Genomic DNA, 14,107 nt, shown 5'->3' with positions numbered 1-14,107 from the left:
GCGCCCCTTACAGCGGCACAGAGAAACTGCCGCGATAAGCGATAGGTGTTTTGCCATTACGATTATCGAGAATCACCCGAAAGCTGCCACCGCCCCATTTGGCAGACGGGTCGTGTGCATCTCTTGCAACAGTGACCCAGCCACCGCCTTGTAGCTGTTCCACTGTCACAGGCTGCAGCGACCCCTGTTGAGTTCTCAACGTGATGTTGTGAAGTGTTGTTCCGCAATTGACGGTATAGCTGTGAACCACTTTGTACTCGCCGGGCTGTGCTACGCCTGGTGACATCTGGTTGCTGTACCTGAAGCAGGGAAATGCTTGAGAAGACGGTGCTGCTGTGGCGGTGCTTGCAAGATGAGTCAGACTCAATGCCAGTATAAAAGCTGCAATTTTTTTATTATTCATGATCAAACCTCATTTATTTAAAAGTGCTCAACATCGGCCCGTGAACGTGGAATCCACATCACGCCGATAACTACCCTTTAAACATATGATCTTGTAGGACTGCTGCTCATAATCCCGTAAGGCATTTCTGATCGCACCCGAATCCCATGGAGCGCCTGCCGCGGCTGCATACGAAGTGCCATCGCTACCGTAAACAGTCAGCAAAAAAAAAGCCGCTGCAAACGCAGCGGCTAAATATGACGTCAGATCCAGGAGCTTGAAAATCTACGTCAGGAAATCCATTGAGAGGCCTGAGGTGAAAACACCGTCAGACGAAATAAGAGGGATTTCCGGTTCGCGACGAGGGTGGCCGCGAAGTGAGTGAATGATAAGTTTTTCCCGATGGCTTAAACATCGTCGTTTACGACATGCAGTTTTACCCAAGCGGCAACAATGTGATTTTTCCGGGCTTCCCGTCGGACGGTTCCCACATAAGCCGTCGTAACGTAGGGGCGCATCATATAAATATGTACCGCTACCTCGGACCGATGAACCCGTTTCATAGGCGCTCACTTTCGTCGTTTACCTGTGTTCCCAATCGGCTGGATGCCGTGAGGGGGTAAGCGAACCACCTTGGAGCTGTACTCATGAATGCTGTGCTTGATCCCAAAATGGCCCCCGCTGCCTCTCAAACCTTCGATGAAATCACTCAACACCTGACGGCGCTGTCCGAAGCCAGTTCCGGCTGTCAGCAGGTACTCGCACAAAGCCAGATCCTGCGCGAATGGACTTCTGAGCGACTGCGCGAAGGGTTGAACCGGGCGCGTCCGCAGACTGGGCTGGATGTGTCAAACCCGGACGCGATCTTCTACACCCGACGCACTGAAAGTGGGTCGATTGCCTCTGTTGGCATGACGGATCTGCTGATTGACACCCTGCGCAACGGCTCGGCGCTTCCTTCCATTACCGATGTCGGCTTCTACACCCGACACGGCACACTGGAGCGTAATCATGCGCTTACGGGTACGCAAAACCGCAGCATCATCAGCGTTCTCACTGCGCTGATGCCGACGCTCTTCTCCGGATATGAAGGGTATCTTCGGGGTCTGTGGACAAAAATGATCCCTCACCCTGAGGACCCGTTGCGCATCGAACCGGCCGATCACATTTTGATCGACCTGCAACGCAAGACGCTGACCCATGAGATCGCGTTACGCATGTTGTGCCGGGCCATGTCGGTGCCGGAGCTCAACCGCTTATCCAGCGTCATTGCCGGTGATTCGGTCGCCGGGTTGTACGAGGTGGCGTTCGAAAAGCGTCAGCGAGGCATCCCATTACTGTCCACCTACGTCGTCAGCCAATCAGGACAGCCCTCGGATGACCCATCGGGCGTCGTTTTCCTGGTCATGCCTCATCGGGGCATTGAGCGTTTCGAATCGATTGGCGTCTTGCGCGAGGCACTGAGCCGGCGATTTTCGACCGATTCACAGGATGCCCATCTGGTCGCCGCCCTATGTCTGTCTGATCGCGGGCAATTGTTGACGACCGATACCCTTGCGCCGGAGGGGTGGCGGTTCGCAGCTGTCACCCGACCGATGTTGGACCACCACATGCAGTCGGTGAAAAGCAAAGCGGCTCAGGACTTCGCGTTCCTTCTGGAGCAAAAGGCGGTGGCCTCTGCCGCTTGGCATGAGCAAGTCGAGCACGTTCAGCTGAGCGCCTACCTGAATGACGCGATGGGGCATCGTTTCAACCTGCTCTCCGTCATGACGGAGGCCTTCGTGGCGCCTCACTGGCGCAAGTACGCCAAGCCGTCCGACAAGACCCATTTGTTGGCCCTTGAGAGCAAACACCGAGCCTCGAAGGGGCGGTTGGCCAGTCGGCTCGCGGGCGTCGAATCGTTCACCGTGTTCGCCCACCGTGAGCTGACGGCTTACATTCAGGAGCATCTCGGTTGCCTGATCGACCCCAGCAAGGTCGTGATCACCCTCAACGATACGATCGCGCTCGGCCATGGCGACACGTTGGCAACCCAATACGCAAAGACCCTGTTCGAATTTGCCGTTGACGGGCTACCTGACACGGGTAAACCGCTTAGCTTCGCCCCCGCGCCGAATCACCTTCACACGGAGTTTTCTGAAGCGTTCGTCAGGACGATGCTCTCCGAGCTGAATCTGCATCATCGCTATGGCATCGCGCTTCGGCAGGCGTACGAGGACCCCGAAACCGTTCGCCAGATGGTCATCCATCGCGACAGTGCGCTCGCGTTGAGCAGTTTCACAGCGGGCCTGCGAGGGCATTTGATTCAGGATCGCAGCCATGAGCTTTTGCACATGATTCGCGGCGACCAGCGCCAGGAGGGATCTAAATACAGCATCGGCAGCCTGTACCTGCTCGAATCTCACACGCGTTTCAACGACCTCATTGTGTTTGAGGAGAAAACCCAATCCGGCACCCATTACGTCCTTTATGCGCCTGGCGCGCCAAACGGTCAGGACTTCTTCGAATACAGAACCTGGCAACAGCTGTGTTTCGGGGTAGGTGCCTGGCTGGCGACTGAAGCCGGCCGATCCTACGTCCATGACCAATTGTCCGGGCCGACCGAGCATGGGCATGCCGCCATCCTCAACAACGTTCACCTGAAGCCTTCGCTGTGGGGATTGAACAGTTGTCTGTTCGTTCGCTGTACGGGCGAGACTTTCCAAGCCAATATGGCGGATCTTGTCAGTCAGAAAGTGTCGCGTGCGCTGCAGGCGGCGGAGATGGCGGCCCCCCATACCGACAGCCAGACCTCGTTCGCCAGTCCGTCGATCCAGGCGTTGATGGATGCCCGGATCGAGGCGCTGAACAGCGAGTTCAAGTCGATCAGTACCGGCCTGGTGGATTATCGAAGCTATGTTCATCAATACACGACGCAGGTGCTGAACGAGTTTCTACGGCAATACGGGTTTGATCGGTCCATCGACCCGGACACGCTTTACTTTGGCCTGGGGCAGCCTCGTCAGGAGACGCCGGACTTCGGCGAGCACAGCGAATTACATCAATTGACCGAGCTCATGATGGCAGGGAGTGAGGACATTCTTTCTCACCGCCCCCAGATTCATCTGTATGTCTCGACCGGGCTGGACTACAGAGAACTCCCGATCAAGTTGACGCGTTTCATTGATAAGCAGGTGCGAGGCGCGGACCTGGGCGCCAAGTACATGGACTTTATCGAGTCGTCATTTCTAGGGCGTAAAAGCCCGCAATACGCCCGCCGCAAGCGCCTGATGGCGAAACGCATTCAATACCAGATGTCCCGCGGCGCCTTGAAAGAATTCATGCGCGGCCAACTCAGCGAGACTCAATATGCCTGGCTGCGGCGAACCGTCATCAGCCTCGATCAGGGTGCGTCGGTCCACAACCTGACCAGTGCCGTTTCCGCGTTTCGGATCGCCAATCAGATCATTGAGGGCGTTTACATCTTTCGGGATTTCGCCAAAACCGACCCTGACTTCAATCTGCTGTACACCCCCAACGCTCCGGACGGGGTCGAGTTCCGGCGACTGTCGGACTACGCGCAGTTGCTGGAGTCGCCGCCGATGCAAAACTATTACTACAGTCGCGTGGCTTACATGGGGCAGCCACAGGTAGGGTCGTTCTTCGAGCGGCTCGAACGCGGCGGGAAGTTCGATGAGAAGTTCATCCGCATCGTGAACCGTATTGAAAGTCGCATTCCTGATGCCGAGCTGATTTACGGGAACATGATCGAGCGAATGATTGCGGACGTGGATGCGCAGACCGAGAGCCTGGCCGAGGCCCGATTCGCGACCGCCTGGACGGTCATTCAGTGGCTGGGCAATGTGCTGTTGGTGCCGTTTCCGGCAGTGAGCATCGCCTGGGGAATCTTCACTAGCGCGGTGAAGGTTTATCAGGGAATAGACGCGTACCTGTCAGGGGACAGAGCCGCCGCATTGCCATTATTGTTGGAAGGTGTGATGGGGCTGCTGGAGGGTGGGAATGCCGCCCGTAAGCTGTTCAATGCGGCGCAACTGGCCGCCAAAGGGGTTGGCGTGCCGGTGGGCGTCTGGGTCTGGCATAACCTTGAATTCGAAGGAAAGCTGCAGGACGCGGTCAATGAATACCTCCGCGGGACGGCAGAGTCACTAATCTTTGAGTGAGCCTGATCCGTTGAACAGGGTCTTCGCTCAACAATAGCGCGTGCTCCAGGTCGTAACGCTCGGCCTGCGGGCACTCCAGCGCCTGGTACAGGCTGGCACGTGCGAGGTAATCGCTGGTGTTGGCCTGTCCCAGTTCAAACACCCGGTTGGCATCTTTAAGAGACGCGATTGCATCGTCGTTGATGTGATGCAGGTGGCGCAGGTTGCGTGACAGGCGCTGCAGCATGGCCTGGGGTGTCGCGGTACGCATGTGTTCGGCCTTGAGCGGCATGTCCGGCCCGAACTGGCGCAGCAGCAGTTCGCGGCAATCCTTGGGATAGAGCCTGCGGCCGCCGCAAGGGTCGAGGGTATGGTCGGCGCCCGGCACACGCAGCAAGAAGTGACCGGGAAAGTTGACGCCCTCAAGGGGGATTTCCAGACGGCGCGCGAGTTCGAGCGCAATCATCGCCAGCCCCAGCGGTTGGCCTCGGCGACGCTCGACAATCTTGTCCAGCAAGGCAACCTGCGGCTTGGGTTGGGCGACATCATCCTGTTGAAATCCGATTGCCGTCATATGACGCAAAAGCGGTTGCGCCAGTTCAGTGGCAGGCAGCATCGGCAGAGCGGCGCTGACCTGGCGCTGAAGTTGATCGATCCATTCGAAAACCTGCCGAGGATCGACCAGCGCATCGTGTTCGACACTGATCCACAGCGCTGCTTCGAACGTTGCAGGCGGCACGCTGTGGAAGCAATCGAGGCATTTTTGGCGTGGATTCATCGACTTCTCCGACCGGACCAGGCGTCTGAAATGCTGTTCCGGGAAGCTTTGTTTTAGCCCCCCGCGTGGGGGTTCGTCCAGTGCCGAAGACCGATTGGCGGCTTCATGTCGGCAAGTTGTCAGGATGTTTCCGTGGCTGCCGCCGTTTTTTCAGCGAACGCCTATACTCGCAGTACAAAAAAACGGGAGCACTGCCGATGTTCGCTCTCATGCAAAATTCACGCATTCAATCGCTGCACATGGTCGTCGATCCACAGACCTGCCTTAAAGCCGTGGTGGCGATTCACAGCAGCCGCAAGGGCCCGGCCCTCGGTGGCTGTCGCTACCTGTCCTATCCAAATGAAGACAGCGCCATCGAAGACGCCATTCAATTGGCGAGAAACATGAGCTACAAGGCCGTGCTCGCGGGCCTGTCGCTGGGCGGCGGAACGGCGGTCATTTTGCGGCCCGCTCATGTGCCGGACCGCGCCGCGCTGTTCGAGGCCTTTGGCCGATTCGTCCAGACACTGGACGGCCGCTACATCACGGCCATCGACAGCGGCACGTCAAAAGAAGACATGGACTGCATCGCGCAATACACCCAGCACGTCACCACGACTACGAAATCCGGCGACCCTACGGCTTACACGGCGTTGGGCTTGTATGCAGGCATTCGCACCACGGCCATGGCCCGGTTGGGGAGTGACAATCTGGAAGGGCTGCGCGTCGCGATTCAGGGGCTGGGGCACGTGGGATGGGCGTTGGCCGAGCAGCTCCACGCGGCGGGTGCCGAGCTGCTGGTCGCTGATCTGGACAGCGGAAAGGTGCAGTTGGCGATGGAGCAAATGGGCGCCAAGCCGATTGCCATCGAAGCGCTGCTTAGCACGCCTTGCGACATTCTTGCGCCCTGCGGCCTGGGCGGTGTGCTGAACAGCCACAGCGTCACCAAGCTGCGTTGCGCCGCGGTGGCCGGGGGCGCCAACAACCAACTCAGTTGCGCGGCCATCGCCGATCAGCTCGAATCCCGAGGCATCCTCTACGCGCCCGATTACGTGATCAATTCCGGCGGCCTTATCTACGTCGCGCTGCAACATCAGGGAGAAAGCCACAACACCATCACCGCACATCTGTCCCAGATAGGAACACGGCTGACTGAAGTATTTGCCCATGCCCAGGCCGAGAAGCGCTCACCCGCGCGGGTGGCCGATGCATTGGCAGAACGCCTGTTGAACCTTGAGTAGACGCCTTACCGGCATCGCTCAATCAAGGCTCGCCACCACAAGTGGCGAGTTGAGACCACCACGCGCACGCGCTGTGCTACATGCCGCGCGTGCCAGGAGTGTGCAATGTCCCATAACAAGATCGATCTTGCGTACACCCGTTATCTGTCCCCCGACGGTCGCCTGACCGGACAACTTCCCCCTTGGGCCGATGACTTCAACCTGCTGACCCGCCTTTATCGACAAATGGTCCTGACCCGGCTTTTCGATCAGAAAGCTGTCGCGTTGCAGCGCACCGGTCGCATCGGCACCTATGCCCCAACGCTTGGCCAAGAAGCGATTGGTGTCGCGATTGGCAGCCTGATGAAGCCGGAAGACGTGCTGATTCCCTATTACCGGGACACGGCCGTGCAACTGATGCGCGGCGTGCGCATGGAAGAAATTCTGCTGTATTGGGGCGGTGACGAGCGTGGCAGCGATTACGCAGAGCCCGCTGTCGCCCAGGACTTCCCGCTTTGTGTGCCCATTGCGACTCAAGCGTTGCACGCGTGCGGGGTAGCCAGTGCGTTCAAAATTCGTGGCGAACACAGGGTGGCCGTGACCACCTGCGGCGACGGCGCTACCAGCAAAGGCGATTTCCTTGAAGCGTTGAACGTCGCCGGCGCGTGGCAGTTGCCGGTGGTGTTCGTGATCAACAACAACCAATGGGCCATTTCGGTGCCCCGGCGCATTCAGTGTGGCGCGCCAACCTTGGCGCAGAAGGCTATTGGTGCGGGATTTCAGGGTGAGCAAGTCGACGGCAATGACATTCTCGCGGTGTATGACCGCATGCAGATCGCGCTGGAGCGAGCGCGCAAGGGCAAAGGCCCGGTGCTGCTGGAGTGCCTGAGTTATCGGCTGGGCGACCACACCACCGCCGACGACGCTACGCGCTATCGGCCGGCCGATGAAGTAAAACAGGCATGGCAGGAAGAGCCGATCAAACGCCTGCAATCGTTCATGGCCAGTCAGGGCGTGTGGGATGAAGGCCGCGAACAGGCGCTCATCACCGAATGCCAAGGGTTGGTGCAGCGCTCCGTGGAGAACTTCGAACGCGCTGGCAATCAGGCTCCAGAATCCGTGATCGATCACGTTTACGCGAAATGGCCGCTGCCGCTGGCGGATCAGCGCGAGTGGTTCCTCGAACGCGTGGCCCGTCGCAATGGAGGTGCCGATCATGGCGAATGATCAGTCTTCAGACAAACTTCCTACAGACAAGAAAGTCAGCCTGCTGGAAGCCGTTAATCTGGCGATGCACCGAGCCATGGGCGAGGACGACAACGTCGTGGTGCTGGGCGAAGACGTCGGCGTCAACGGCGGGGTGTTTCGCGCCACACAAGGGCTGCGCGACACGTTCGGCTTCAAGCGCGTGATCGACTCGCCACTGGCGGAAACCATGCTCGGCGGCCTGGTCGTTGGCATGGCGGCACAAGGGCTGAAACCGGTCGTCGAGATTCAGTTTCTCGGCTTCATCTATGCCGCCATGGAACATCTGGTGTCACACGCCTCCCGCATGCGCAATCGCACACGGGGTCGCCTGAGCTGCCCAATGGTGTTGCGTTCGCCCATGGGCGCGGGGATTCGCGCACCGGAACACCACAGCGAAAGCACCGAAGCGATCTTCGCTCATGTGCCGGGGCTGCGCGTGGTCATTCCCTCATCACCTGCGCGAGCCTATGGGTTGTTGCTCGCGGCCATCGACGACCCGGACCCGGTGATCTTTCTCGAACCGACGCGCCTCTATCGCATGAACCCGCAACCCCTCATCGACGACGGGAAACGTCTGCCGCTGGACACCTGTTTCACCTTGCGAGAAGGCAGCGACATCACCCTCATCAGTTGGGGCGCCAGTGTTCACGAAACGTTGCAGGCCGCGAGCGCGCTGGCCGAAAAGGGCGTATCAGCCGAGGTGATTGACGTCGCCTGCGTCAAACCGCTCGACCTCGACACCCTGGAAGCCTCGGTGCGCAAGACCGGCCGCTGCGTGATCGTTCACGAAGCGCCGCGCTCCGGTGGGCTGGGCGGGGACATCGCGGCGAGCCTTTATGAACGGGTGTTTCTGGATCTGCAGGCGCCGATTCAGCGGGTCACTGCGCCGGACATCCCGCCGCCGCTGTACCGGTTGGAGCAGCTCTACATCCCCAGCGTCGAAGACATTCTTCACGCCTGTGACAGCGCCCTGACATTCGCCTGATGGCCGAGGAGGCTTGCGATGAAATATTTCAAACTGCCCGATCTGGGCGAAGGCTTGCAGGAAGCGGAAATCGTCGAATGGCACGTCAAGGCGGGTGATGCGGTCAAGGCTGACCAACGGATGGTGTCCGTGGAAACCGCCAAGGCCATCGTTGATATTCCTGCCCCCTACGACGGAGTCGTGGCGAAAGTGTACGGCGGCGATGGCGACATTCTGCATGTGGGTGAACCGCTGATGGCGTTCGAAGGCGAGGGCGATGCGGGTACGGTCGTCGGGCGTCTCGAAGGGGGCGGCAACAGTCAGGATGATCAGTTCTTTGTCGGCGCGGCGCCCTCGACCCGCGAGCATCTGTCGACACGCGCCACACCCGCCGTTCGACAACTCGCGCGTCAACGGGGTGTCGATCTCAACGCGCTGAGCGGTTCGGGCAGTGATGGCCTGATCACCCGCGCGGATGTGGAAGGCGCTTCTCAGGCCGAGCGCGACAAGTTTGGCGGCGAGAAGCTGCGAGGCGTACGCAGGAGCATGGCGCTGAACATGGCCAAGTCGCACGCGGAAGTGGTGCCCGTCACGATCTTCGGCGATGCCGATCTTTACCGATGGGGCGCGGCGCGTGATCCGCTGATTCGCATCGGCAAGGCGATGGCAGCGGCGTGCAAGGTCGAGCCTGTGCTGAACAGCTGGTTCGACGGCAAGTCGCTGTCGATCAAGCACCACGACACCCTCGATCTGGGGATCGCGGTGGATACGCCGGATGGCTTGTTCGTGCCGGTGCTCCGGGATGTCGGCAATCGCGAGTCGGCCGATTTGAAGGAAGGGATGAATCGTTTGCGCGTCGACGTGAAAGCCCGCTCGATTCCACCTCGGGAAATGATGGGCGCCACGATCACCTTGTCCAACTTCGGCACCTTGTTCGGGCGCTACGCCAACCCGGTAGTCGTACCGCCACAAGTGGCGATCATCGGCGCGGGGGGCATTCGGGAAGAACCGGTGGCCATGAACGGCGAAGTCGTCATTCATCCGATCCTGCCCCTGTCACTGACCTTTGATCATAGAGCCGTAACGGGAGGCGAGGCAGCGAGGTTTTTCAAGGCGCTGGTCGAGGCGCTCGAACAGCCGGAGTGATGAACACGCTGGCTGTCGTTTCGAGTGTGGACGAATCAGCTTTCGCTGTCGGCTTCGCCAGGACTGGAGAGCTCGTTCAGCGCGGTGGCGTTGTTCTTGAACGCCGCCGCGAAAACGGCGCGGTTTTTCGCCATGTAAATGCTCGCATCTTCGGCATGCTTCTCTGACAAGCCCGGTACGTTTTTCATCAGCACGTCGGTGAGGAGCTCGGCCAGCTCAAGCATTTGATCATGCGCATCGGCGAGTTTGCGGTCCACGAACGTAGTCTCCAAATCGCGGGTACTGCGGTAAAGGGTTTCAACAGCCATTTTGGCCTCGTCGTCATGTCCAGTGTGGTGAGGTTGGCCCCGCGCTCGGCGGCATCAATGGCCAACGGTAAGCTCATCGCAATTACTGTTTATTTATACAGTGCGCAGCATAAGGCAATCGTTACGATCTGGATAGTGGCAATTCACGCGCATTTAGAGCGCCAACCCGCTGCCTTGCGACAACCGGTCGCGTTCACAACCATAGCCGATGGCCTCTTTAATGCACGGCAATCCCAAGATTCGTCGGGAATTGAGTGTGGGCGTAGCAGTGCTTGAACATTTTTGCCGGTTTGGCGAGCGATAGGGAGTAAAACGCATGAAATGGGCAGATCGGATGCGCATCAGGCTCCATGCCGGGGCGAACAGCCTGGGCAATCTCGGGGTGGAATTATTTCATTACCTTGCGCTGTTCGGGATTGGTGCAATTACGGTCTACGCGGGCATCACCGCGTTTATTGAAATGCTTCATCAAGACACGATTAGTGTCGACGACATTCTGCTGCTGTTCATCTACCTCGAATTGTTGGCGATGAGCGGCATCTACTTTCGCACCAACCACATGCCGCTCAGGTTTTTGCTTTACATCGGTGTAACGGCATTGATTCGTTTGCTGATCAGTGATGTGTCGCATCACAAATCGCCCGATGAAGGCATTCTCTATTTGACGGGCGGTGTGGTGCTTCTCTCGGTGTCCATTTTGGTGGTTCGGTACGCTTCTGCCCGGTTTCCCTCGGTGAAAGAAAAAGCCGAGTGACGAGATTCAACGCGTCCGAGGGGCTTTCTGGCGGGTTGTGCAGGCGTTGGAGGTCAAGGTAGGCTTTCGGGCATCAGGTGCACAACGAAATACAGCAGAGGCGATAAATGGAGTTATCTTCGAAATCAATTCGGCTTCGACTGATAGAGGAATCGGACGCAGCGTTTATTCTCACGTTACGTCTGGACCCGCGATACAACACGTTTTTATCTGCTGTGGTTGCCGACGTCGCCGCTCAAAAGAAATGGATATCCCACTACAAAGAGGATGAAGCCAAAGGCGCTCAGTATTACTTCATCATCGAAAGGCTCGACGGGACGCCCTGTGGCACCGTCAGGGTTTACGATATGAGAGAGGATTCTTTCTGTTGGGGAAGCTGGATACTCAACGAAAACAAAACCCGTTATTCCGCCCTGGAAAGCGCGTTTCTGGTGTACACGTTCGGCTTTGAGCACCTCGGCTTTAACAAATGTCACTTCGATGTCAGAAAAGGAAATACCAAGGTCATTTCCTTCCATGAAAAAATGGGCGCCTATCGCACTGGCGAAGATGATGTGGATATTTTCTTCGAGATCACGCCCGATGCCGTGGCGGCGGCCCGAGAGCATCTCGCGGGCAAGATTGCGTAGTCGAGGTCGGCGGACTTTGGCGAGCCGACCACGTTCGGATGATCAGACGGGGTTGCTTGTCTTTGAGGCGACCCACTCATGGATGGGTTTTAAATCGAGGGTGTAGTCGTGAAAGTAGAGCGCCCGTGAATTTGAAGTGCCTGCGGGGTACAGGATGTAATCCATCTCGACGCCGTTGATGTCTGCGATATTGGAAAAACAGGCCGTCTCGCCAAACTCCATCGGCATCCAGCACAACGCGCGGGTGCCTGGCGATGCGAATATCAAGTTAGTCCACGCAGCGCCTGTAGGGCCCATGATCAATTCGGCGTTGGCGATCACAGAAATCTGATCGGCGATGTCAAGGTCGTCCATGTAGACGGGCTCGAAGCCATAGGGCTCAAGTAACGTTATCAACTCCCGCTGATTGTATTTGCGCAGGTAATCCTTACGGGCCAGCAAAATGCGAGTCGGCATTTTCCTGAGCGAGTGGCTGCTCGTGAGATGGGTGATGGTCTGGCGTAGGAAATGGATGGACTCTGGCCTGGCGAAGCTGTTCTCCGCACACCCTACAACGGGGCCTCTGTAGTTGGGGACGAGATTGACAGCGGCGCTGATCATCAACAGATCGTCTACGTTGTAAGCGGTCATCGATTTCAGGAAAACGATGTCATGCCCCTTGGTAAGGCCATCCAGCATGAACCGTATCGCGGGTATTTTCTGGCTGCGTTCCGAGATCAGCAATGGGTAGTTTGAAAACGGCTGCGGTAATTCACGGATGAACTGTAATTGGGTCAGGGTTTCAGCCACCCAATGGTAGTAGTTAAGCTCGTTGACCCCGTTGATGATAATGCCTTTGGGAATGTGTTCGGCTGACTCACTCGGGCGAACCAGCGCCAGGTGTTCACCGTGATAGATCACAGGCCCCGCACAATAATCTGCGGTGGGCGTAGCAGTTGTGGTCACACGCTCCATGACCAAGAGGCCGTCAGGCAGTTGCACGGATCGTGAGGTGGAATACACGGTGGCCTTGTTGAACCGGTAGAGGGAAACCTCGGGAATCAACAGGCGTTTAGGCGGTGTATGAACCCCGAGAACTCTGGGCGGTTGTACAGAGCCCTGCATCGGCTCCCTGAAACGGTGCACTCGATACGCCTCGCAGGTATCTAGCCAAGCGAGATTCATGCGCTTGATCCCCGATGCTTTTCCGAAAATGAAGGGGAAAATAGCGTCTGAGAGCGCATCTCTTTTCTTGCACAGTCGATCGTAGAGGGCGAATAAAAATGTTTGCTTGATGCGCTTGAACCACGGGATGGCGGCACCCGCATGAAAAATACTGATAATGTTGTCATCAACGTTCAGCGATGACACCAGCTGTTCATGTATTTCCAGATAGTAATCGCTTGCGATCAGTATTTTGTCATAGCGTAAATGAGGCAGTTCGGCGGGTGCGAATATCTTTGTTCCAAACAGGCGTTTTCCCTGCTTTTGCTTGTCGTTGTCCAGAAAACCCACGATGTTGTAACGGCCACTGTTTTGTCGATAACAGTTGATGCCCCCTGCGCCAGTGCCAAAGACTAAAACACGCGTTTTTCTAGACCATCGTTTCATTCGTTGTACATGCTTTTAATGGTGTGTGTTGAGGCTGTTGAGTTGTCAGGGTTTCGTCGTTTATCGGCGCTTCGGCTGTGCGTAGGAAACACCAGAATGGTAGTGGTTGACGTATTAAGGTGCAATCCGGGATTGACAGGCTAATGCATACCAAGGCGGCGACGTTGGGGGCGTTGCGGTCTGGTGTGATCAATACGCTGGCGACAACGGTCACAATGCGCACACGATCCTGGCGCTGGACGATGCGACGCGCAAAGCGTCAGTCGAATGAAGTGAGAGGCCGCGAAGCGGGAGGCGACAGTAGAATCGCCTCCGTCAGGTTCGCGTCATGGTGTCAGATACCCACGTTCAATTGAGGCCGGTTGTGAAAGTTGTTGCGCGCTGGTAGTGGCGTCAATTGCTTGAGGTCGCCATCGGTCATGGCGGCAAGAATCTTGATGGCGCTGTGGCCTTGTTCGATGGCGATGCCGAATTGCACGCTCTCGATCAGGCGACGCAGGCGCTTGGGCGAATTGCGCTGTTCCGCGCTGATCAATCGTTTGGCGACCACGCCTGACTCATTGGAAAGCGTCAGCATGATGGTGCCGTCGAGGCCCTGGATGCTCAGGTTGACCCGGTAGTCTGGGTGAAATGCATCGGTGATCTGTTGAAAAGGATTGTCCATGGGCTGCTACCTGATTATCGATCTGCATAAGTTGACTTGGGGTTAGTCCCTTTAGTTCTCGACGCTGGATGAACGGTGGGTTGAAAACGACGTCTGGGTTGGCGAGTCAGCTGCCCGTCGAGCCAGAAAGGGCGGGGCTTGCAGAGATAAAGGCTCGACGTTCGGATACTTGCAGGGTTCGGGCCATTCAGGACGAACGGCACTTTCAGGCGGGCCATGAATCCTTTCAGCGATCAAACCGTGAAGGGGTTAACCTTTTCGAATGAATACTTAAGTAATAGCCATCTGCTGCTTTGGTTGTCTCCA

12 protein-coding genes and 1 pseudogene are annotated in these 14,107 nt (G+C 57.5%); 8 read left to right on the top strand and 5 right to left on the bottom strand.

Annotated features, from left to right (window positions below; translation table 11 throughout):
* Positions 1 to 7 precede the first annotated feature (7 nt).
* On the bottom strand, positions 8 to 403 hold the full coding sequence (locus ACWKWE_RS10105; protein ID WP_483850402.1) for a hypothetical protein: 396 nt from the start codon (positions 401 to 403) through the stop codon (positions 8 to 10).
* A 626-nt stretch (positions 404 to 1,029) separates the two neighbouring features.
* On the opposite strand from ACWKWE_RS10105, the gene ACWKWE_RS10100 reads away from it, so the two are divergent.
* On the top strand, positions 1,030 to 4,542 hold the full coding sequence (locus tag ACWKWE_RS10100; RefSeq protein ID WP_483850401.1) for a dermonecrotic toxin domain-containing protein: 3,513 nt from the start codon (positions 1,030 to 1,032) through the stop codon (positions 4,540 to 4,542).
* Here ACWKWE_RS10100 and ACWKWE_RS10095 read toward each other — a convergent pair.
* Positions 4,496 to 5,299: a SirB1 family protein gene (locus tag ACWKWE_RS10095; protein WP_483850400.1), complete on the bottom strand. Its 804-nt coding sequence runs from the start codon at positions 5,297 to 5,299 to the stop codon at positions 4,496 to 4,498. The genes ACWKWE_RS10100 and ACWKWE_RS10095 overlap by 47 nt on opposite strands.
* A gap of 197 nt (positions 5,300 to 5,496) precedes the next feature.
* On the opposite strand from ACWKWE_RS10095, the gene ACWKWE_RS10090 reads away from it, so the two are divergent.
* From ACWKWE_RS10090 to ACWKWE_RS10075, 4 genes are all read left to right on the top strand, one after another.
* Positions 5,497 to 6,519 carry a Glu/Leu/Phe/Val dehydrogenase family protein gene (locus ACWKWE_RS10090; protein ID WP_483850399.1) on the top strand — a complete coding sequence of 341 codons (1,023 nt, stop codon included), beginning with the start codon at positions 5,497 to 5,499 and terminating at the stop codon, positions 6,517 to 6,519.
* Positions 6,520 to 6,624: 105 nt separating this feature from the next.
* Complete coding sequence (pdhA, locus tag ACWKWE_RS10085; RefSeq protein WP_483850398.1) at positions 6,625 to 7,725, top strand: pyruvate dehydrogenase (acetyl-transferring) E1 component subunit alpha; 1,101 nt, start codon at positions 6,625 to 6,627, stop codon at positions 7,723 to 7,725.
* Positions 7,715 to 8,731, top strand: coding sequence for an alpha-ketoacid dehydrogenase subunit beta (locus ACWKWE_RS10080; protein WP_483850397.1), 1,017 nt, complete (start codon positions 7,715 to 7,717; stop codon positions 8,729 to 8,731). Before pdhA ends, ACWKWE_RS10080 begins: the two co-directional genes overlap by 11 nt.
* A gap of 18 nt (positions 8,732 to 8,749) precedes the next feature.
* Entirely contained in the window at positions 8,750 to 9,856 is a 1,107-nt protein-coding gene (locus ACWKWE_RS10075; RefSeq protein WP_483850396.1) for a dihydrolipoamide acetyltransferase family protein, read from the top strand.
* 35 nt (positions 9,857 to 9,891) lie between these two features.
* Here the strand turns inward: ACWKWE_RS10075 and ACWKWE_RS10070 are convergent, their stop codons facing one another.
* Positions 9,892 to 10,164 (bottom strand): YebG family protein, encoded by a 273-nt coding sequence (locus ACWKWE_RS10070; RefSeq protein WP_166597177.1) that lies wholly within the window; start codon positions 10,162 to 10,164, stop codon positions 9,892 to 9,894.
* Positions 10,165 to 10,480: 316 nt separating this feature from the next.
* On the opposite strand from ACWKWE_RS10070, the gene ACWKWE_RS10065 reads away from it, so the two are divergent.
* Together ACWKWE_RS10065 and ACWKWE_RS10060 are read left to right on the top strand one after the other, a co-directional pair.
* Positions 10,481 to 10,918, top strand: coding sequence for a phosphate-starvation-inducible protein PsiE (locus ACWKWE_RS10065; RefSeq protein ID WP_166597176.1), 438 nt, complete (start codon positions 10,481 to 10,483; stop codon positions 10,916 to 10,918).
* 107 nt (positions 10,919 to 11,025) lie between these two features.
* Complete coding sequence (locus ACWKWE_RS10060; protein WP_483850395.1) at positions 11,026 to 11,547, top strand: GNAT family N-acetyltransferase; 522 nt, start codon at positions 11,026 to 11,028, stop codon at positions 11,545 to 11,547.
* Positions 11,548 to 11,589: 42 nt separating this feature from the next.
* Here ACWKWE_RS10060 and ACWKWE_RS10055 read toward each other — a convergent pair whose 3' ends face one another.
* Complete coding sequence (locus tag ACWKWE_RS10055) at positions 11,590 to 13,137, bottom strand: glycosyltransferase 61 family protein (RefSeq protein WP_483850394.1); 1,548 nt, start codon at positions 13,135 to 13,137, stop codon at positions 11,590 to 11,592.
* A 155-nt stretch (positions 13,138 to 13,292) separates the two neighbouring features.
* Here ACWKWE_RS10055 and ACWKWE_RS10050 point away from each other — a divergent pair.
* Positions 13,293 to 13,408, top strand: a pseudogene (locus ACWKWE_RS10050) (sugar-binding transcriptional regulator); the annotation flags it as partial.
* A 63-nt stretch (positions 13,409 to 13,471) separates the two neighbouring features.
* On the opposite strand, the gene ACWKWE_RS10045 reads toward ACWKWE_RS10050, so the two are convergent.
* On the bottom strand, positions 13,472 to 13,801 hold the full coding sequence (locus ACWKWE_RS10045) for a DUF3509 domain-containing protein (RefSeq protein ID WP_483850393.1): 330 nt from the start codon (positions 13,799 to 13,801) through the stop codon (positions 13,472 to 13,474).
* Positions 13,802 to 14,107: the final 306 nt, after the last annotated feature.

Source organism: Pseudomonas salicis (genome assembly GCF_057128705.1).
Note: the sequence above shows the minus strand (reverse complement) of the source record. Positions and strands in the feature narration are given on the sequence as shown.

Bases quoted from the DNA above. Each gene is read 5' to 3' on its own strand.
- ACWKWE_RS10105 (WP_483850402.1), bottom strand. From the start codon at position 403: ATGAATAATAAAAAAATTGCAGCTTTTATACTGGCATTGAGTCTGACT.
- ACWKWE_RS10100 (WP_483850401.1), top strand. From the start codon at position 1,030: ATGAATGCTGTGCTTGATCCCAAAATGGCCCCCGCTGCCTCTCAAACC.
- ACWKWE_RS10095 (WP_483850400.1), bottom strand. From the start codon at position 5,299: ATGAATCCACGCCAAAAATGCCTCGATTGCTTCCACAGCGTGCCGCCT.
- ACWKWE_RS10090 (WP_483850399.1), top strand. From the start codon at position 5,497: ATGTTCGCTCTCATGCAAAATTCACGCATTCAATCGCTGCACATGGTC.
- pdhA (WP_483850398.1), top strand. From the start codon at position 6,625: ATGTCCCATAACAAGATCGATCTTGCGTACACCCGTTATCTGTCCCCC.
- ACWKWE_RS10080 (WP_483850397.1), top strand. From the start codon at position 7,715: ATGGCGAATGATCAGTCTTCAGACAAACTTCCTACAGACAAGAAAGTC.
- ACWKWE_RS10075 (WP_483850396.1), top strand. From the start codon at position 8,750: ATGAAATATTTCAAACTGCCCGATCTGGGCGAAGGCTTGCAGGAAGCG.
- ACWKWE_RS10070 (WP_166597177.1), bottom strand. From the start codon at position 10,164: ATGGCTGTTGAAACCCTTTACCGCAGTACCCGCGATTTGGAGACTACG.
- ACWKWE_RS10065 (WP_166597176.1), top strand. From the start codon at position 10,481: ATGAAATGGGCAGATCGGATGCGCATCAGGCTCCATGCCGGGGCGAAC.
- ACWKWE_RS10060 (WP_483850395.1), top strand. From the start codon at position 11,026: ATGGAGTTATCTTCGAAATCAATTCGGCTTCGACTGATAGAGGAATCG.
- ACWKWE_RS10055 (WP_483850394.1), bottom strand. From the start codon at position 13,137: ATGAAACGATGGTCTAGAAAAACGCGTGTTTTAGTCTTTGGCACTGGC.
- ACWKWE_RS10045 (WP_483850393.1), bottom strand. From the start codon at position 13,801: ATGGACAATCCTTTTCAACAGATCACCGATGCATTTCACCCAGACTAC.